We start from the raw sequence: 17,601 nt of genomic DNA, 5'->3' as shown, positions 1-17,601 counted from the left end.
AGGGATTTCTCGCGATGAACTTTCCAACTTTGGTGGATAGAGCGCGTTTCCAGGGCGCCGCAAGGCATCCCGCCTGCTCCCGGAAGCGGTGCGAAGAGAAGCGAAAAAGGCGGGCCGGATGCCCGCACTTCCGGGAATCGAGCTTCAATCGGCGGAATCGGTTTCCTTCCGGCCCCGGAATCCCGTGGCAAGCACATACATTTCGCTGGAACCTGCGCGGCTCGCCGCCGGCTTCAAGTGCTTCACCACAGCGAAGTCACGCTTGAGCAAGGTGAGGACATCGCCTTCGGTGCCCCCCTGGAAGACCTTGGCGAGAAAGGCTCCGCCCGGAGCCAGCACTTCCACAGCGAAATAGGCCGCGGCCTCGACCAGCGCGATGATGCGCAGATGGTCAGTGGCACGATGGCCCACCGTGTTGGCGGCCATGTCGGACAGCACGAGATCGGCGGGGCCGCCGAGCATCGCCTTCAACCGGTCGGGCGCCGCATCGTCCATGAAGTCCATCTGCTCGAAATCGACACCGGGAATGGGATCGATGGGCAGGAGGTCGATTGCCACCACCTTGCCGCGACCGTTGACGGAATCGGTGATCTCAGCAGCCAATTGCGACCAGCCACCGGGGGCAGCGCCAAGGTCGAGCACGCGCTGGCCAGGCTTGAGCAGCTTGGCCTTGTCGTTGATCTCGATCAGCTTGTAGATCGCGCGCGAGCGCCGTCCCTCGCGCTTGGCGCGGGCGACATAGGGATCGTTGAGCTGGCGCTCGAGCCAGAGCTGCGAGGAATGGGTCCGCCCCCGCGCCGTCTTCAGCCGCACACCCAGTTCGCGCGCACCGCTGCCCCGACCCGAACTGTTCTTGCCCTTGCCGGAACCACCCTTGCCTGCTCCGCCACTCACGGGTTGCGCCCCGCACCATTGTGACGCCAGACGCGATCCTCCTGCATCATCTGCACCAATAATCCTTCGCGCAGGCCCCTATCGGCCACGCGCAATCGTTCACAGGGAAAAGCCCGCCGTATGGCTTCGAAAATGGCACATCCGGCCATCACCAGATCAGCCCGCTCCGGGCCGATACAGGCATTGGCGACGCGCTCCTCATAGGTCATGTCCAGGAGGCGTTCGAGCACGTTGTCGATCTCGCCGCGCGACATCCACAAGCCGTCCACCCGGCGCCGGTCATAGCGGGGAAGATCGAGATGAATACCGGCCATGGTGGTCACCGTGCCGGAAGTGCCCAGCAGATGCAGGCGCTTGACACGCTTGGCGATCGCTTCGCGGTGCGCGAACGAGGCCAGCATACCCGATACATCGTCCACCATGCGCTCGAAACTCTCGCGCGTCACCCTGACGCCGCCATGGCGCTCGGAGAGTGTCACCACCCCGACGGGAAGCGACGTCCAGCCGCGCACCCTGGGCTGTCGGTTCCGGTCGGCCGGATCGATGTCGAGCCAGACGATCTCCGAAGACCCGCCGCCGATGTCGAAAAGCACCACGCCGTCGAGATTGCGGTCGATCAGCGGGATGCAGCCGGCAGCGGCTAGCCGGGCCTCTGTTTCCCGGTCGACGATCTCAAGATCGAGCCCGGTTTCCTTCAGCACGCGCTCGACGAAGAGCAATCCGTTATCGGCCGCGCGGCAGGCCTCCGTGGCGATCAGCCGCGCCCGATCGACGCGCCGGTCCCGCATCTTCTGCGCACAGACGGCCAGGGCGTCGACAGCCCGCCCCATGGCATTGATATGCAGGCTGCCGCTGGCACCCAGTCCCTCGCCGAGCCGAACGATGCGCGAAAAGGCGTCGATGACGCGAAATCCCTCTCCCGTCGGGCGCGCAACCAGAAGGCGGCAATTATTCGTGCCGAGATCAAGCGCCGCATAGGTGTGGTGACGGCGCGCCTGCTCTCCTTGCCGTAATTGCGGCACGGATAGATGTGCACCATCACTCGACCGAGGCGCTTGTGCCTCCAAACTTCGATCCACCAAAATACTACCTTGACCGTGCCCGGTCGCAATTTTCCTGCGCCACAGGCATTTCGCCACTTCGTTTGCGAGTGTAACAAGTTCCGCGCCGGTGGCGAGAAAGAATTCCATCTATGTTCGTGTTATCAAGATCATGAAAGCTCCAGCCAAATTGCGTGTGGCGGCGCTGATCGTCGCGGCGGGACGCGGATCGCGGGTCGGCGGCGCCGTTCCCAAGCAGTATCGTCTTCTGGGAGGGCAAAGCGTCCTCGCCCGCACCCTCGCCCTTTTCGAGCAGCATCCCGCCATCGACAGCATCGTCACGGTGATCGGCGCGGGAGACGAGGACCTGTTTGCCGCATGCTCGGCGGGAATCAGCAAGCAGGCGGGCTCCGTTCCCGGCGGCAGCACCCGGCAGGCGTCCTGCCTCGCCGGGCTGAAGGCGCTGATTGGCGACCGGCCCGATATCGTGCTGCTGCATGACGCCGCACGCCCCTTCGCGAGCCCCGCTTTGATCGACCGGGCGATCGAGGCGGCGCGCGCGCACGGGGCGGCCGTGCCAGGGCTGGCGGTTACCGATACCATCAAGCAGATCGACATGGACGGCCGGGTCAAGGCGACCCCGGAACGCAGCCTCCTGCGCGCCGTCCAGACGCCGCAGGCCTTCGGCTTCGACCTGATCCTGTCCTCCCATCTCGCGGCAGCCGAAGCCGGCATCGAGACCCTGACCGACGATGGCGCCGTCGCCGAATGGGCCGGCCATCCTCTCCACATCTTCGAAGGCGAAGCGACCAACATGAAACTGACGACGGAAAGCGACTTCCAGCGGGCGGAACAGGCGGCCAACGACCTGGCGGCCCTCGGCGACATCCGAACCGGAACCGGCTTCGACGTCCATGCCTTCGACGAAGGCGACCATGTCTGGCTCAACGGCGTGAAGATCCCGCATGAGCGCGCGCTGAAGGGACATTCGGATGCCGATGTCGGTCTTCATGCCCTGACGGACGCCATTCTCGGTGCGATCGGCGACGGTGACATCGGTTCGCATTTTCCGCCTTCCGACCCGCAATGGAAGGGCGCCTCGTCCGATCGCTTCCTAGCGCACGCCGTCGGCCTGGTGCGAGCGCGAGGCGGCGCGATCGCCCATCTCGACGTCACGCTGCTGTGCGAAGCGCCCAAGGTCGGTCCGCATCGGGACGCCATGCGGGCGCGCATCGCCGAGATCGCCGGAATTGCCGTCGACCGGGTGGGCGTCAAAGCGACCACCACCGAAGGCCTGGGCTTTACCGGCCGGCGCGAAGGTATCGCCGCCATGGCATCGGCGACCGTAAGGCTGCCCTGGGGCTGATCGGAGCGCGGACATCTCAGCGACATGGAGGCATGTCGCGATCTCCGCCTCTTTGCCTCCAACTTTATGCTTTCAAGAGCGGACAGGATGTCCGCGCTCCGAGTGAGGATACCGGCCATGAATGACGAGATCTTCTTCGAACAAGCCACCAAGGTGCTCGCGGCTTGCCGCGCCAAGGGCCTCATGGCCGCAACGGCGGAATCATGTACCGGCGGGCTGGTCGCCGGCGCCCTCACCGCTATTCCCGGCTCGTCCGACGTGGTCGATCGCGGCTTCGTCACCTATTCCAACGAGGCGAAAGCGCAGATGCTCGGCGTCTCGCCGGACCTGATCGAACGCGACGGCGCGGTGAGCGAAAGCGTCGCCTTCGCCATGGCGGAAGGAGCGGTGCTCCATTCGCGCGCCGATCTGGCCGTGGCGATCACGGGCGTTGCCGGCCCTGGCGGCGGCACGGCCGCCAAGCCCGTCGGCCTCGTGCATTTTGCGGCCTGGAGCCGGCAAGGGCCGCGCCTGCATGTCGAGCGCCGCTTTGGCGACCTGTCGCGCTCACAGATCCGCAGGCACGCGGTGGAGCAGGCTCTCGACCTCCTGCTGAGACTTGCCGGTGAGATCAGGGTGACCGTCTAACATTACAGTTGTGTTTTCATGCGAAGGGGACCCGGAGTGTCGGCCTCCCGGCTGACGTCGTGAAAGGAAGCGCTTGCCGGCAAGCGGGCTGTCAGCCGGGAGGTTGACACTCCCCCCAACCGATGCTCCTGCTCCCTCACGCGAACGCAACCATAGCGCTAAGACGCCGCGATCGCCTTGCGGCCATAGACGACATCCGCCCTTTTCTCGAAGGCCTCGGCGAAACGACGGAAGGCGGCCTCGAACATCGCCCCCATCAGCATGCCGAGCGTGCGGGAGCGGAAACTATAGTCGATGAAGAACTCGACGACGCAGCCCCCTGCCCCGTCCTCCTTGAAGGACCAGCGATTCTCCAGATGGCTGAAGGGGCCGTCGAGATATTCGACCAGGATCTGCAGCTTGTCCCTGTCCATGGTCACGCGGCTGGCAAAGGTTTCGCGGATCAGCTTGTAGGCTACCGTCATGTCGGCGACCATGACCAGCCGTCCATCGTCCTGCGGCTGGCGGCTGCGCACCCGCAGCGCCGAGCAGAGCGGCACGAAGAGCGGGTATTTTTCGACATCGGCCACCAGATCGAACATGTCGGCAGGCGAATGCTTCACGCGGCGCGTGGTACGGAAAGAAGGCATGATCAAACTCCGATGCCTTCATATAGGGATCGGCCAGCAGGCAAAACAGTTTAATCGCGGGGTCCGGACGGCAAAGAGCGGAGTCGACCCACGATTTCGTTTGACAAATCGACACTTGATTCAAATGTTGACTAAGTCAACATTCAATGGCTCCTCCCATGTCCGTCATCGACGATATCCGTGACTTCAACCGCTTCTACACCCATAAACTGCGCCTGCTCGATCGGCACATGCCTGCCAGCCCCTTCCCTTTGCCGGAAGCGCGCGTGCTCTACGAGCTCGCCACCGCCGGGGAACAGACGGCCGCCGACATCGGCCGGCGCCTCGACATGGACAAGGCACATCTCAGCCGGATCATCGCGCGCCTGAAGGCCCACCGGCTGGTGGAAAGCCGCACCGACCCTGCTCATGCCCGCCGCGATCTGCTGTCGCTGTCTCCCGCCGGACGCCATGCCTTCGCCGAACTCGAAGCCGGCACGACCGCGCAGCTCGACAGCCTGCTCACCCCTCTCGGAGAGGCAGATCGCGGCCAACTCGTCGGCGCCATGCGGGAGATCAAGAAGCTGTTCGACGTGAAGGAGCGCACGCCGCAACCCGTCATGCTCCGCAAGCCCAGGCCTGGGGATCTTGGCTGGATCACCCATCGCCAGGCCCAGCTCTATCACCAGGAATATGACTGGGATTGGACCTATGAAGGGCTGGTCGCCACCATCCTGGGTGATTTTGTCGCCAACTTCGATCCGGCGCGCGAGGATGCCTGGATTGCCGAACTCGATGGATGCATCGTCGGCTCGATCTTCCTGATGAAGAGCGATGCCCCCTCCGTCGCCAAGCTGCGCCTGCTGTATGTCGATCCCAGCGCCCGCGGACACGGACTGGGCAAGAGGTTGGTGCGCGCCTGCATCGAGCGCGCCCGAGCCCTCGGCTATGCCTCCCTCACGCTATGGACCAACGACATCCTGGCGGCGGCAAGGAAGATCTATCAGGCCGAAGGCTTCCAGCTGGTGGCGGAAAACCGCCACCATTCCTTCGGCAAGGACCTCGTTGGCCAGACCTGGACGCTGGATCTCGAACGAGCTTGCTAGAGCATCGTGCCGAAAAGTCGACACCGGTTTCGGCAAAAGCGATGCGACAACAATAACCTACAGCATCGGGCTCGAGTCCGATGCTGCCCTCGCCGGAAGGCAGAGCCAGGTTTGGCAAAGCGACGGCAGCAGGAGGATTGCTCCTCCGGCTGCACTTGCAAGGGACGACTGTCGCCAGCCGCGCTATTGCTGGCTCTTGGCCTTCAGCCTTTCGCCGATCTTCGAGGCGAAGTTCATGACGTGGAAGGTGTAGTTCTCTTCCACCGTGCCCTGGAAGAGATGCGCCCAGGGCCCGATGGCATAGATGCCCAGATCCTCGCCGCCATGGGTTTCGCTCGACAGCGGCACCAGCGAGTGCTGCACGAAGTCGGGCTTGGTGGTTTCCTCCGTTGTCAGCATCGGCCGTTCCTTGGGCTGCTTGTAGCCGCCTGGACCGTTGGCGAAGCCGATGGTGGTATAGGTCTTGCCGTCGGTGCCGTAGATCGGTTCGTCGTCGACCCCGACGGAAATGCCGAGGATCGGGTTGCCGCGCTTGGCATAGCCGGCCATCGTCAGCGTATGGCTATGGTCGCCGGTGACCACGATCAGGGTCTCGTCGAGGTTGACCTTGCGCAGAACCGCCTTGACGGCTTCGTTCATCGCCGCGGCATCGGAGAGCGTGCGATAGGCATTGGACTCGTGGCTGGCATGGTCGATCCGCCCGCCCTCGACCAGGAGGACATAGCCTTCGGGATTGCGCGAGAGAATATCGATGCTCTTTTCCGCCATCTCCGCGAGGGAAGGTTCGCCTGCCTTGTCCTTGGGGCGGTCATGCTCGTACTGCATGTGCGAGGGCTCGAACAGGCCGAGCAGATGATCGGTCTTGGCCGGATCGATGGCCGCGAACTGCTCCTTGTTCCAGACATAGGCCCCCTTCTCGCCATAGCGATCGAGCCAGGCCTTGGTGAGGTCCTTGCCGTCCTTGCGTCGGCCCTGTTTCTTGGCGGCGTCGCCATATTCGACATCGGGTGTGCCGATCGGCATGAAATTGGCGCGGCCGCCGCCCATGGCAACCTCCAGCCCGTCGCCATACCGCATTTCCACCAATTGGCGCGCAATGTCGGCGCAGCCGGCCGCCACCGCCTCGGCCGGCATCAAGCCGTCGTCCTCCCAGTCGCGATTGGCGATATGCGCATAGGTCGCCCCGGGGGTGGCGTGAGTCAGGCGCGCCGTGGTGACGGCGCCGGTCGACATGCCCAGCGTCTCCGCCATTTCCCACAGGGTCGTGACCTGCTTGGTCTTCTGGTCCTCGCAGGAATCGAGCTTGGCGGTGTGGTTGAGGCCCATCACGTCGTTGATGGTCTTGACGCCCGCGGTCATCGCCACCGCGCTCGGGGCGGAATCGGTGATCTGGGCGTCGGACGAATAGGTCTTGGAGGCCGCGAGATAGGGAAAGCCTTCCCAGGCCAGCACATTGGATTCGCCATCGACCCCGCGCTGCTGCCCTTCGAAGATGCGCGCGGCCGTCACGGTCGAAAAGCCCATGCCGTCGCCGACGAAGAGGATGACGTTCTTGGCCCGGTTGGTGTTCTTCTGCAGCTTGAGGATGGTTTGGAGCGTGGCGTCGCCCTGCTTGAAATAGGGATCGTCGGCCTGGACCACCTTGGCATTATCGGCCCAGGCGCTCGTCGTTGCCATGAACAGCAAGGCAGCGCCAAGCGAAGCACCGGAAGCCATTCTTCGTTTCAGTGATGTCTTCATTTTTCCTCCCCCAGCATTGGCAACGCGCCTGTGAAGCTGGGGGCAAGACTAAGGCATTTCCAAGCGAACGTGACAGATTTTTGACAGACAAAATCTATCAAAAACAATACATTACATAAAATACACAATTCGCCAGAGCGCACATCAACGAAGCGCGCGCTCCGCATGACGGCCTGTAGACCAACCAATAGGCTGAAGGACCGGCTTCGGCATGGCCCGAAGCCGCAAGGCTGATCGTCTTTGCTGGCGGCCTAGGCCCGACCGAGCTTGGCTGCCCGATTGGCCTTCAGGCGGGCAAAGTCGTCACCGGCATGGTGGGACGAGCGTGTCAGCGGCGAGGAGGAGACCATCAGGAAGCCCTTGGTATAAGCCACCGTCTCATAGCTCTTGAACTCGTCCGGCGTGATGTAGGCCACCACCAGATGGTGCTTGCGCGAGGGCGCCAGATACTGGCCGATGGTGATGAAATCGACATTGGCCGAGCGCAGATCGTCCATCAGCTGCAGGACCTCGTTCCGCTTCTCGCCGAGCCCGACCATGATGCCGGACTTGGTGAAGATGGAGGGGTCGAGCTCCTTCACCCGCTGCAGCAGCCGCATCGAATGGAAGTAACGCGCGCCGGGGCGGACGGTGAGGTAATTGGAAGCGACCGTTTCCATATTGTGATTGAACACGTCCGGCTTGGCCGCCACCACGATCTCGAGGGCGCCTTCCTTGCGCAAGAAGTCCGGCGTCAGGATCTCGATGGTGGTGCCGGGCGAATGGTGGCGGATCGCCTTGATCACTTCGGCGAAATGCTGGGCGCCGCCATCCTTGAGGTCGTCGCGGTCGACCGAGGTGATCACCACATGGCTGAGGCCGAGCTTGGCCACGGCGATGCCGGTGTGCTCGGGCTCCTTGGGATCGAGCGGGCCGGGCATGCCGGTCTTGACGTTGCAGAAGGCGCAGGCCCGCGTGCAGGTGTCGCCCATGATCATGAAGGTGGCGTGCTTCTTGTCCCAGCACTCACCGATATTGGGGCAACCCGCCTCCTCGCAGACGGTGACGAGCTTGTTCTCCTTGACGATCGCCTGGGTGTCACGCCAGCCCGGCGAGCCCGGCGCCTTCACGCGGATCCAGTCCGGCTTGCGCAGCATGGGCTGATCCGGCCGGTGCGCCTTCTCGGGATGGCGCGGCCGGTTGTCATTGTTGAGGAGATCGAGGACGACAGCCATGACAAGCCCTTCGGTTCATTGAGGCCGATATATCAGGAAAGCTCGCGTTTCACCATTGCCGGACAAGCTCGGCAAATCCCTCGCACACGCATGCCTACGTCGCCGCAGGCATGCGTGCATGCCGCGATATCCGATTACATATGGATGGCGCGGCCATAGGCGTCCAGGACGCTCTCATGCATCATTTCCGACAGGGTCGGATGCGGGAACACCGCATGCATCAGCTCTTCCTCAGTGGTCTCCAGGTTCATGGCGATCACGAAGCCCTGGATCAGCTCGGTCACCTCGGCACCCACCATATGAGCTCCCAGGAGCTTGCCGGTCTTGGCATCGAACACCGTCTTGACCAGGCCTTCGGGCTCGCCGAGTGCGATGGCCTTGCCATTGCCGATGAAGGGGAAGCGGCCGACCTTGACGGCAAAGCCCGCCTCCTTGGCCTTCTTCTCGGTCAGGCCGACGCTGGCGATCTGCGGCGTGCAATAGGTGCAGCCGGGGATCTTGTCCTTCTCGAAGGCATGCGGATTCTTGCCGGCGATCGCCTCGACGCAGACCACGCCCTCATGCTCGGCCTTGTGTGCCAGCATCGGAGGGCCGGCGACATCGCCAATCGCGAAGATGCCGGGCACGTTGGTCTTGCCGAAACCATCAACCACCACGCAGCCGCGATCGGTCTTCACGCCGAGCTTTTCCAGGCCGAGATTCTCGATATTGCCGACCACGCCGACGGCCGAGATCATGCGGTCCGCCTCGATCACCTGGGACTTGCCGTCAGCAGTCTCCACCGTCGCCTTGACCGAATTGGCGGTCTTCTCGACCTTGGTCACCTTGGCGTTGGAGAGGATCTTCATGCCGGCCTTCTCGAAGCGCTTGCGCGCATGGGCGGCGATTTCTTCGTCCTCGATCGGCAGGATCTGCGGCAGCACCTCGACCACCGTCACCTCGGCGCCGAGCGTGCGATAGAAGGAGGCGAATTCGATGCCGATGGCGCCCGAGCCGACCACGATCAGCGATTTGGGCATGTCCGGCGGCACCATGGCATCGAAATAGGTCCAGATCAGCTTCTTGTCCGGTTCGAGGCCCGGCAGCACGCGTGGGCGGGCGCCGGTGGCGACGATGATGTTCTTGGCCTGGTAGGTTCCCGGCCCCTGGGCGCCCTTCGGCGCCGGGATGGCAGGCCCCTGCACCGACTTGGTCGAAGCCTTGACTACGATCTCGCCGGGCTTGGTGATCTCGGCCTCGCCCCAGATCACGTCGACCTTGTTCTTCTTCAGGAGGAAAACGACGCCGGTGGCGAGTTGAGCGGAGACCCCACGAGAACGCTTGACCACGGCGCCGACATCGGCCGAGACCGAACCGTTGAGCACGAGGCCGAAGTCCTTGGCGTGCTGGGAATTGTGCAGCACCTCGGCCGAGCGCAGCAGCGCCTTGGTCGGGATGCAGCCCCAATTGAGGCAGATACCGCCCAGATGTTCGCGCTCCACCACGGCCGTCTTCAGCCCGAGCTGGGCGGCACGAATGGCGGTGACGTAACCGCCGGGGCCGGAGCCGATCACGATGACGTCGTAGGAACTCATTTGGGGTCTCCTCTTGGGCCTGGCGCCGGGAACGCTCTTCGTCTGGGCACGGGGCCGGAAATCAGGTCTCAGATCGTCCGATTGCTAGAGTGTTTTCCAGAAAAACCGATAGACTTTTCAATCAAGAAAACGCGTCAAAACAAAGAGTTAGAGAGAAGGTGCAATTCCGAGAAATCGCACTTCTCTAGCCTGCATCGGCGGCAGGCGCCGACATTGGGGGCGTTCCGGCCGGTGCTGCCCCCGCCGGCGAGTTCCGGGGCTGGGTCTTCCAATCGCGAGCGAAGGCGCATTTGTAATACCCCGTCGCGATATTAAGGGTTCGCGGCAGCTCCACACAGATCACCGGCTTGCCCGTTCCTTGCTGGGGCAGCGGCTGTCCGGTCGCAGGATCGATCGCCGGCGCGGCGGCGGGCTGGCCGGGTGCCGGCGGGCGATCAAGCGTGGTTTTGCTCGAATCCAGCACGCTCCAGGCCACCGGAACGACACCGGGAACACCATCCCGCCAGGCCCGGCCCGATCCGTCCGGGTCAAGCGTGACGCGATAGCCGTCGCCAATGGAGGCAATGCCGGACATGGCGATCTCGCGCGCCTGATCCATGGTCGGCTCAGGCTTGGGCGGAGCCGCAACGATGGGCTTGCCGGCTAGGCCGGGGGTATTGCAGCCCCCGAGGCCTGCCGCCAGCACCAGGATTGCGATACCTGGCGCCCAAGCTCGTCCTGCGGTCCTGCCGTTCAAACCAGCATCCCCATGGGCTTTTCGATATAGCCCTTGAAGGCCTGCATCAGTTCGGCGCCCAGTGCGCCGTCGACGGCGCGATGATCGGTGGAAAGCGTCAGCGACATGATGGTCGCCACCTTGACCTCACCGCCCTGCACCACCGGCTGCTTGATGCCAGCGCCAACCGCCAGGATGGTGGCGTGCGGCGGATTGACGATGGCCGCAAACGACTTCACCCCGAACATGCCGAGATTGGAGACCGAGCCGGTGCCGCCCTGATATTCCTCGGGCTTGAGCTTGCGGCTCTTGGCCCGCGCTGCAAGGTCCTTCATCTCGTTGGAGATGGCCGACAGCGTCTTGCTTTCCGCCGCGCGGATGATCGGCGTGATCAGGCCGCCCGGGATGGAGACGGCGACGCCGACATCGGCATGCTTGTGCTTGAGCATGGCGCCGTCAGTCCAGGAGACATTGGCATCCGGCACGGCCTTGAGCGCCAGCGCATAGGCCTTGATCACCATGTCGTTGACCGAGACCTTGAAGGCGGGCTTGCCTTCCTTGGTCAGCGGCGCACCGTGGTTGATCTGTTCGCGCAGGGCCAGCAGGGCATCGATCTCGACTTCCACCGTCAGGTAGAAATGCGGGATGGTCGACTTGGCCTCGGTCAGGCGGCGCGCAATGGTCTTGCGCATGCCGTCATGCGGAATTTCTTCGAAGGAACCGGGAGCGAACAGCTTCTTGATGGTCTCGTCGGAGGTGCCGGCCGGCGCAGCCGGAGCAGGCGCGGCCTGGGGAGCCGCCGCGGCCTGGGCCGGTGCCGCAGCGGGAGCCGCCTTGGCGCCGCCGCCGGCGATGGCCGCCTTCACGTCCTTCTCGACGATGCGGCCATGCGGCCCGGAGCCCTGGATGGCACCGAGGTCGAGGCCGGCCTCCTTGGCGAGGCGCTTGGCCAGAGGCGAAGCGAAGATCCGCGCACCGGCCTGGGCCGGAGCCGTTACAGGCGCCGAAGCAGGAGCGGCGGCTGGCGCAGGAGCACTCGAAGCGGCAGGAACCGGAGCAGCAGATGCCTCGGCAGCAGGAGCCTGAGCAGCCGCCTTGGGAGCCGGGGCACCGCCGGCGGCAGCAACCGCCTTGGCGTCCTCGCCCTCGCCGGCAATCACCGCGATGAGTTCGTTGACCGGCACGTCGGCGGTACCCTCCGGCACCACGATCTTGGCCAGCACGCCCTCGTCGACGGCCTCGACTTCCATCGTCGCCTTATCGGTCTCGATTTCGGCCAGCACGTCACCGGACTTGATGGTGTCGCCTTCCTTCTTCAACCATTTGGCCAGGTTGCCCTTCTCCATCGTGGGAGACAGAGCCGGCATCAATACATTCACGGGCATCGGCAACTCCTCAGCGATAGAGAACGGCTTTGGCCGCTCCGACGACTTCGGCCACGCTCGGCAGAGCCAGCTTTTCGAGGTTGGCGGCATAAGGCATCGGCACGTCCTTGCCCGAGACGCGCAGGACCGGCGCGTCGAGATAGTCGAAGGCCTGCTCGTTGACGCGGGCCGCGATCTCCGACCCCACGCCCGACTGCTGCCAGCCCTCCTCGACCACCACGCAGCGGCCCGTCTTCTGCACCGAGGCGATCACCGTGGCGGTGTCGAGCGGGCGCAGCGAGCGCATGTCGATGATCTCGGCATCGATCCCCTCGCCTGCCAGCGTCTCGGCCGCCTTCAGCACATAGGTCATGCCGATCGACCAGGCGACCAGGGTGATGTCCTTGCCCGGCTTGACCACCTTGGCCTTGCCGATCGGCAGGACGAAGTCGTCGAGTTTGGGCACGGGATGGCTGTGGCCGTAGAGGATCTCGTTCTCGAGGAAGATCACCGGATTGGGATCGCGAATGGCGGCCTTGAGCAGGCCCTTGGCATCGGCGGCCGAATAGGGCGCCACCACCTTCAGGCCGGGCACATGCGAATACCACGAACCGTAGTCCTGGCTGTGCTGGGCACCCACGCGCGCCGCGGCGCCGTTGGGGCCGCGGAACACGATCGGGCAGCCCATCTGGCCGCCGGACATATAGAGCGTCTTGGCGGCGGAATTGATGAGGTGGTCGATCGCCTGCATGGCGAAGTTGAAGGTCATGAACTCCACGATCGGCCGCAGGCCCGTCATGGCCGCGCCGACGGCAATGCCGGCGAAGCCATGTTCGGTGATCGGCGTATCGACCACGCGGCGGGCGCTGAACTCCTGCAGCAACCCTTGTGTGATCTTGTAGGCGCCCTGATATTCGGCGACTTCCTCGCCGATCACGAACACGCTCTCGTCGCGACGCATTTCCTCGGCCATCGCGTCGCGCAACGCTTCGCGCACGGTCTGGGTGACGAATTCGGTGCCGGCCGGAACCTCCCCGGAAGCGTCGTGGGCATCCACCGGTGCTGGAGCCGACTGCGCCACGGCGGGTGCGGCGACGGCGGGAGCCGCCACGGGCGCGGCGGCCGGCTGGGCCGGTGCCGAGGCTGCCGGGGCGGCGGCTTCGCCTTCACCCTGGATGAAGGCGATCTTGGTGTTCACGGCGACATTGTCGGTGCCTTCGGGCACCAGGATCTGGGTGAGCACGCCCTCATCGACGGCTTCGACTTCCATCGTCGCCTTGTCCGTCTCGATCTCGGCGATCACGTCGCCGGACTTGATGGTATCGCCTTCCTTTTTGAGCCATTTGGAGAGCTTGCCCTGCTCCATGGTGGGAGAGAGGGCCGGCATCAGGATATCAGGCATGGGTGCCTCGAAGTCTGGAGAATGGGATTTACGCGAGCAGGCCGGGACGGCCGACCGTCACTTCAGGACGTCGGTCCACAGCTCCGAGGGATCGGGCTCGGGATCGTTGGTGGCGAAATCGGCGGAATCGTTGACGATGTCGCGGATCTCGGAATCGATCTTCTTCAATTCTTCCTCGCTGATGCCGTGCTCGCCGAGCAGGCGTGCGCGGCTCTGCTCGATCGGATCATGCTCGGTCCGCATCTTCTGGACTTCGTCCTTCGTGCGGTACTTCGCCGGGTCCGACATCGAGTGGCCGCGATAGCGGTAGGTCAGCATCTCCAGGATATAGGGGCCCTTGCCGGAGCGGGCATATTCGATCGCCTTCTGGCCCGCCGCATAGATGGCGCGCACATCCATGCCGTCGACCTGCTCGCCGGGGATGTTGAAGGACAGGCCACGACGGGAGAAATCGGTCTGGGCCGAGGCGCGGTTGACCGAGGTGCCCATGGCATATTTGTTGTTCTCGATCACATAGACGACCGGCAGCTTCCACAGGGCCGCCATGTTGAAGCTCTCATAGACCTGGCCCTGATTGGCGGCGCCGTCGCCGAAATAGGTCAGGCTCACCTTGCCGTCGGAGCGATAGGCATTGGCAAAGGCCAGGCCCGTGCCAAGCGACACCTGGCCGCCGACGATGCCATGCCCGCCATAGAAGGCCTTCTCCACCGAGAACATGTGCATGGAGCCGCCCTTGCCGTGCGAATAGCCGCCCCGGCGTCCCGTCAGCTCGGCCATGACGCCGCGGGGAGCCATGCCGGCCGCGATCATGTGCCCATGGTCACGATAGCCGGTAATGACCTGGTCGCCTTCGCGCGAAGCCATCTGCAGCCCGACCACGACGGCCTCCTGCCCGATATAGAGATGGCAGAAACCACCGATCAGGCCCATGCCGTACATCTGCCCCGCCTTCTCCTCGAAGCGGCGGATCAGCAGCATCTCGCGATAAGCGTTGAGCTCCTGTTCGCGGGAGAACGACGATGCCGTCTTGGTTGCCCCCGCTGCCTTGCCCGAGCGGGCGGCAGTCTTCGAAGCCTTGCTAGCGGTAGCAGCGGCCTTTGCGGCTGTAGCGGCCATGAACCCTCCGATTATTGGTGGCTAAGCTGAGGAAGTGCTAGCGCATCCAATATCAAAAAGCGAGAGCTACACCCAAATGCTGCAGTGCAACATATTGAACATGCAACACAATTATGAATTAACTTAAATTCAGTTCATTCAATAATGAACTCAATTCCTGTTATTCTTTTACACATTTTCGTCAAACTTCGGGACGGACAAACAGCCGCCGCGAAACAGAAATCGATTTAGCGGCGGGAAGCCGCAACAAGTGGAAAGCCGCCCCTACTTGGTCAGCAAGACTACTTCGTCATTGGGGTGAACGAGGCCCAGCACGTCACGCGCTTTCTCGTCCAGCATGTCCGGATCGATCGCCTGCGACCTGAGCAGGTTCACACGCCGATCGAGAGCGGCATGTTCCTTCTGCAACAGAACCAGTTCGTTGCCCAGATCCTGCTTCTGCTGGTCGAATTGGTGCTGTGCCTGGATGCCATGCTCGCCATTGAAGGCCTGATAGGAAAAATAAGCGATGGCTGCGGCCGCTCCCGCCAGGAGCGCGAGCTGGTTCAGGATGGCGCGGATGCGTGTGCGAATGACCATGAGGGCATGGTTAAGTCCGGATGGTTGATATTCCGTTGACGCCGCTTGCTGCAGCGCAAAATCTACGGCGTTTCGTCCCCTTCCGCATGCTGGGCCGGCAGGACCGCCATGCAAAAATGCGGCCCAAATAAAAAGCCGGGGAGTAGAAGCCCCCCGGCTTTCGTTTTTACATCGCGTGAATCGGCCTCAGGCGAGTGCCTTCAGGGCAGCGCGGCCGCCATAGAGCGCCTGGGTGCCAAGGGCCTCTTCGATGCGCAGGAGCTGGTTGTACTTGGCCGTACGATCCGAGCGGGCCAGCGAGCCCGTCTTGATCTGCCCGCAATTGGTGGCGACGGCGAGGTCGGCGATGGTGGAATCCTCGGTCTCGCCGGAGCGGTGGGACATCACGGCGCGATAGCCGGCCTTGTGGGCCATTTCCACGGCGGCGAGCGTCTCGGTCAGGGTGCCGATCTGGTTGACCTTGACCAGGATCGCATTGCCCAGGCCCTTCTTGATGCCCATGGACAGGCGCTCGGTGTTGGTCACGAACAAGTCGTCGCCGACGAGCTGCACCTTGGAGCCTACCTTGTCGGTGAGCAGCTTCCAGCCCTCGAAATCGTCCTCGGACAGCCCGTCTTCGATCGACACGATCGGATAGTCCGCCGTCAGCTGGGCGAGATAGTCCGCCTGTTCTGCGATGGAGCGCTTCACGCCCTCGCCGCTGTAATCATAGACGCCGTCCTTGAAGAACTCGGTGGCGGCGCAGTCGAGGGCGAGCATCACGTCCTCGCCCGGCTTGTAGCCGGCCTTCTCGATGGCGCTCATCACGAAATCGAGCGCAGCCTTGGCCGACGGCAGGTTGGGGGCGAAACCGCCCTCATCGCCGACATTGGTGTTGTGGCCGGCATCCTTCAGGCCCTTCTTCAGGGTGTGGAAGATCTCGGCACCCATGCGCAGGCCTTCGGCGAAGGTCGGAGCACCGACCGGCATCACCATGAATTCCTGGAAGTCGATGGGATTGTCGGCATGCACGCCGCCATTGACGATGTTCATCATCGGCACCGGCAGGACGCGCGCGGCGGGACCGCCGACATAGCGCCACAGCGGCAGGCCAGCCGACTGGGCCGCCGCCTTGGCGACGGCGAGGGAGACGCCGAGAATGGCGTTAGCGCCGAGACGCGACTTGTTCGGCGTGCCGTCGAGATCGATCATGGCCTGGTCGATCTGGATCTGGTCTTCGGCGTCCAGACCGCCGAGCGCCTCATAGATCTCGCCATTCACGGCTTCGACCGCCTTTTCGACGCCCTTGCCGCCATAGCGCTTGCCGCCATCGCGCAACTCGACCGCCTCATGTGCACCGGTCGAGGCACCGGAAGGCACGGCCGCACGGCCCGTCGAACCGTCCTCCAGCAAGACATCGACCTCGACCGTCGGATTGCCACGGCTGTCCAGAATTTCGCGGGCGATGATGTCGCTGATGGCGGTCATGGTGCTGCTCCTGTTTGCGATGACGGATTGTTCGTCGCGCTCATAGCGGATGAACGGCCATGGCGAAAGAGCAAAACAACGTCACCAAACTGCCATCTCAGACACGCGCGGCCTTGGACGGCAATAGACGGGCCTGTACTTCGTCGAGCATTTCCTGCCGCGTCGGTGTCATACCGCCTGCAGCTTCGGCTACCTTATGCATGAGATCGATCAGATCCTTGCGCTCGTCTGCCGCAAGCTGTTTGTCGAAGAGCGGCGCCAATTCACGGAACAGCACCGAGAAGCTCGGGGTGTTGCGGGCGACATATTCCGCAAAGGTGCGATGTTCGACCAGCTTATCGCCATAGCCGAACACAGTGCGGGCGGCTTCGTCGATCAGCTTTTCCGCAGCTGGCAGCACAGCGTGATCGACGCTGCCTAGCTTGATCAGCAGGGCGAGAGCGCCATCGCGTGCTTCCGTTACGGAGCGTACCGCCGCTTTCGCCTCCGCGTCCCGAGCCCGCTGCATGCGCCGCTGGCGCGCCGCCGCGCTGAAATAGGAGGCGATGACTTCATGCCCGTCAAAGCGGATCAGCCAAAAGACGAACCAGCCCATGAAGGCACTCAGGATCAAAGCAATGACCGGCATAGTATTCCCCAGCGTTAGTATGGAGGTCTTGCCACGAAATAGTCACATTGTCACGACAGCCGACGTTGCTCCGCGCAAAGCATGTTCGCGCAGGAACACCTGTTTGCGCTCACAGCCTGTTTCGGCCTGCCTTCATGATCCTTGTCGATGACGGCAAATCG

The 17,601-nt window shown here is 63.5% G+C and carries 16 protein-coding genes; 3 read left to right on the top strand and 13 right to left on the bottom strand.

Annotated features, from left to right (window positions below):
• Positions 1–144: 144 nt before the first annotated feature.
• Complete coding sequence (locus ABXS05_RS00925; protein WP_311938175.1) at positions 145–894, bottom strand: RlmE family RNA methyltransferase; 750 nt, start codon at positions 892–894, stop codon at positions 145–147.
• Positions 891–2,006: a Ppx/GppA phosphatase family protein gene (locus tag ABXS05_RS00920; RefSeq protein ID WP_376717697.1), complete on the bottom strand. Its 1,116-nt coding sequence runs from the start codon at positions 2,004–2,006 to the stop codon at positions 891–893. The genes ABXS05_RS00925 and ABXS05_RS00920 overlap by 4 nt, the downstream gene beginning before the upstream one ends.
• 100 nt (positions 2,007–2,106) lie before the next feature.
• Here ABXS05_RS00920 and ABXS05_RS00915 point away from each other — a divergent pair, with 100 nt between their 5' ends.
• On the top strand, positions 2,107–3,300 hold the full coding sequence (locus ABXS05_RS00915) for a bifunctional 2-C-methyl-D-erythritol 4-phosphate cytidylyltransferase/2-C-methyl-D-erythritol 2,4-cyclodiphosphate synthase (protein WP_367622599.1): 1,194 nt from the start codon (positions 2,107–2,109) through the stop codon (positions 3,298–3,300).
• 117 nt (positions 3,301–3,417) lie between these two features.
• A complete protein-coding gene (locus ABXS05_RS00910; protein ID WP_367622598.1) occupies positions 3,418–3,927 on the top strand; it encodes a CinA family protein in 510 nt (169 codons plus the stop codon).
• 158 nt (positions 3,928–4,085) lie between these two features.
• Here ABXS05_RS00910 and ABXS05_RS00905 read toward each other — a convergent pair whose 3' ends face one another.
• Positions 4,086–4,556 (bottom strand): type II toxin-antitoxin system RatA family toxin, encoded by a 471-nt coding sequence (locus tag ABXS05_RS00905; RefSeq protein ID WP_367622597.1) that lies wholly within the window; start codon positions 4,554–4,556, stop codon positions 4,086–4,088.
• Positions 4,557–4,714: 158 nt separating this feature from the next.
• Here ABXS05_RS00905 and ABXS05_RS00900 point away from each other — a divergent pair, with 158 nt between their 5' ends.
• Positions 4,715–5,641 (top strand): bifunctional helix-turn-helix transcriptional regulator/GNAT family N-acetyltransferase, encoded by a 927-nt coding sequence (locus ABXS05_RS00900; RefSeq protein ID WP_367622596.1) that lies wholly within the window; start codon positions 4,715–4,717, stop codon positions 5,639–5,641.
• Positions 5,642–5,824: 183 nt separating this feature from the next.
• Here the strand turns inward: ABXS05_RS00900 and ABXS05_RS00895 are convergent, their stop codons facing one another.
• The 10 genes from ABXS05_RS00895 to ABXS05_RS00850 all read right to left on the bottom strand — a co-directional run bounded on the left by ABXS05_RS00895 (position 5,825) and on the right by ABXS05_RS00850 (position 17,440).
• Positions 5,825–7,357, bottom strand: coding sequence for an alkaline phosphatase family protein (locus tag ABXS05_RS00895; RefSeq protein WP_367622595.1), 1,533 nt, complete (start codon positions 7,355–7,357; stop codon positions 5,825–5,827).
• Positions 7,358–7,632: 275 nt separating this feature from the next.
• The gene (lipA, locus tag ABXS05_RS00890) at positions 7,633–8,595 is read right to left on the bottom strand and encodes a lipoyl synthase (RefSeq protein WP_367622594.1); all 963 of its coding nucleotides are present in this window, start codon (positions 8,593–8,595) and stop codon (positions 7,633–7,635) included.
• 134 nt (positions 8,596–8,729) lie between these two features.
• Entirely contained in the window at positions 8,730–10,169 is a 1,440-nt protein-coding gene (lpdA, locus tag ABXS05_RS00885; protein WP_367622593.1) for a dihydrolipoyl dehydrogenase, read from the bottom strand.
• Positions 10,170–10,353: 184 nt separating this feature from the next.
• Positions 10,354–10,905, bottom strand: a complete 552-nt coding sequence (locus ABXS05_RS00880) for a hypothetical protein (RefSeq protein WP_367622592.1) — start codon at positions 10,903–10,905, stop codon at positions 10,354–10,356.
• Positions 10,902–12,269: a pyruvate dehydrogenase complex dihydrolipoamide acetyltransferase gene (locus ABXS05_RS00875; protein ID WP_367622591.1), complete on the bottom strand. Its 1,368-nt coding sequence runs from the start codon at positions 12,267–12,269 to the stop codon at positions 10,902–10,904. Before ABXS05_RS00875 ends, ABXS05_RS00880 begins: the two co-directional genes overlap by 4 nt.
• Positions 12,270–12,279: 10 nt before the next feature.
• Complete coding sequence (locus ABXS05_RS00870) at positions 12,280–13,650, bottom strand: pyruvate dehydrogenase complex E1 component subunit beta (RefSeq protein ID WP_367622590.1); 1,371 nt, start codon at positions 13,648–13,650, stop codon at positions 12,280–12,282.
• Positions 13,651–13,707: 57 nt separating this feature from the next.
• Positions 13,708–14,766: a pyruvate dehydrogenase (acetyl-transferring) E1 component subunit alpha gene (gene pdhA, locus ABXS05_RS00865; RefSeq protein ID WP_311938146.1), complete on the bottom strand. Its 1,059-nt coding sequence runs from the start codon at positions 14,764–14,766 to the stop codon at positions 13,708–13,710.
• Between the two features lie 264 nt (positions 14,767–15,030).
• The gene (locus ABXS05_RS00860; RefSeq protein ID WP_068290812.1) at positions 15,031–15,345 is read right to left on the bottom strand and encodes an FtsB family cell division protein; all 315 of its coding nucleotides are present in this window, start codon (positions 15,343–15,345) and stop codon (positions 15,031–15,033) included.
• A gap of 186 nt (positions 15,346–15,531) precedes the next feature.
• Positions 15,532–16,812, bottom strand: coding sequence for a phosphopyruvate hydratase (eno, locus tag ABXS05_RS00855; RefSeq protein WP_311938143.1), 1,281 nt, complete (start codon positions 16,810–16,812; stop codon positions 15,532–15,534).
• Positions 16,813–16,909: 97 nt separating this feature from the next.
• A complete protein-coding gene (locus tag ABXS05_RS00850) occupies positions 16,910–17,440 on the bottom strand; it encodes a tellurite resistance TerB family protein (RefSeq protein WP_367622589.1) in 531 nt (176 codons plus the stop codon).
• Positions 17,441–17,601: the final 161 nt, after the last annotated feature.

Origin of the sequence: Labrys neptuniae (genome assembly GCF_040797145.1) — a bacterium.
Taxonomy (GTDB): Bacteria; Pseudomonadota; Alphaproteobacteria; order Rhizobiales; family Labraceae; genus Labrys; species Labrys neptuniae.
The sequence above is the reverse complement of the archived record's forward strand: the minus strand, read 5'-3'. Positions and strand labels throughout refer to the sequence as shown.

Coding starts and splice junctions, on each gene's coding strand:
- ABXS05_RS00915 (WP_367622599.1), top strand. CDS start 2,107: ATGAAAGCTCCAGCCAAATTGCGTGTGGCGGCGCTGATCGTCGCGGCG.
- ABXS05_RS00910 (WP_367622598.1), top strand. CDS start 3,418: ATGAATGACGAGATCTTCTTCGAACAAGCCACCAAGGTGCTCGCGGCT.
- ABXS05_RS00905 (WP_367622597.1), bottom strand. CDS start 4,556: ATGCCTTCTTTCCGTACCACGCGCCGCGTGAAGCATTCGCCTGCCGAC.
- ABXS05_RS00900 (WP_367622596.1), top strand. CDS start 4,715: ATGTCCGTCATCGACGATATCCGTGACTTCAACCGCTTCTACACCCAT.
- ABXS05_RS00895 (WP_367622595.1), bottom strand. CDS start 7,357: ATGGCTTCCGGTGCTTCGCTTGGCGCTGCCTTGCTGTTCATGGCAACG.
- lipA (WP_367622594.1), bottom strand. CDS start 8,595: ATGGCTGTCGTCCTCGATCTCCTCAACAATGACAACCGGCCGCGCCAT.
- lpdA (WP_367622593.1), bottom strand. CDS start 10,169: ATGAGTTCCTACGACGTCATCGTGATCGGCTCCGGCCCCGGCGGTTAC.
- ABXS05_RS00875 (WP_367622591.1), bottom strand. CDS start 12,269: ATGCCCGTGAATGTATTGATGCCGGCTCTGTCTCCCACGATGGAGAAG.
- ABXS05_RS00870 (WP_367622590.1), bottom strand. CDS start 13,650: ATGCCTGATATCCTGATGCCGGCCCTCTCTCCCACCATGGAGCAGGGC.
- pdhA (WP_311938146.1), bottom strand. CDS start 14,766: ATGGCCGCTACAGCCGCAAAGGCCGCTGCTACCGCTAGCAAGGCTTCG.
- ABXS05_RS00860 (WP_068290812.1), bottom strand. CDS start 15,345: ATGGTCATTCGCACACGCATCCGCGCCATCCTGAACCAGCTCGCGCTC.
- eno (WP_311938143.1), bottom strand. CDS start 16,812: ATGACCGCCATCAGCGACATCATCGCCCGCGAAATTCTGGACAGCCGT.
- ABXS05_RS00850 (WP_367622589.1), bottom strand. CDS start 17,440: ATGCCGGTCATTGCTTTGATCCTGAGTGCCTTCATGGGCTGGTTCGTC.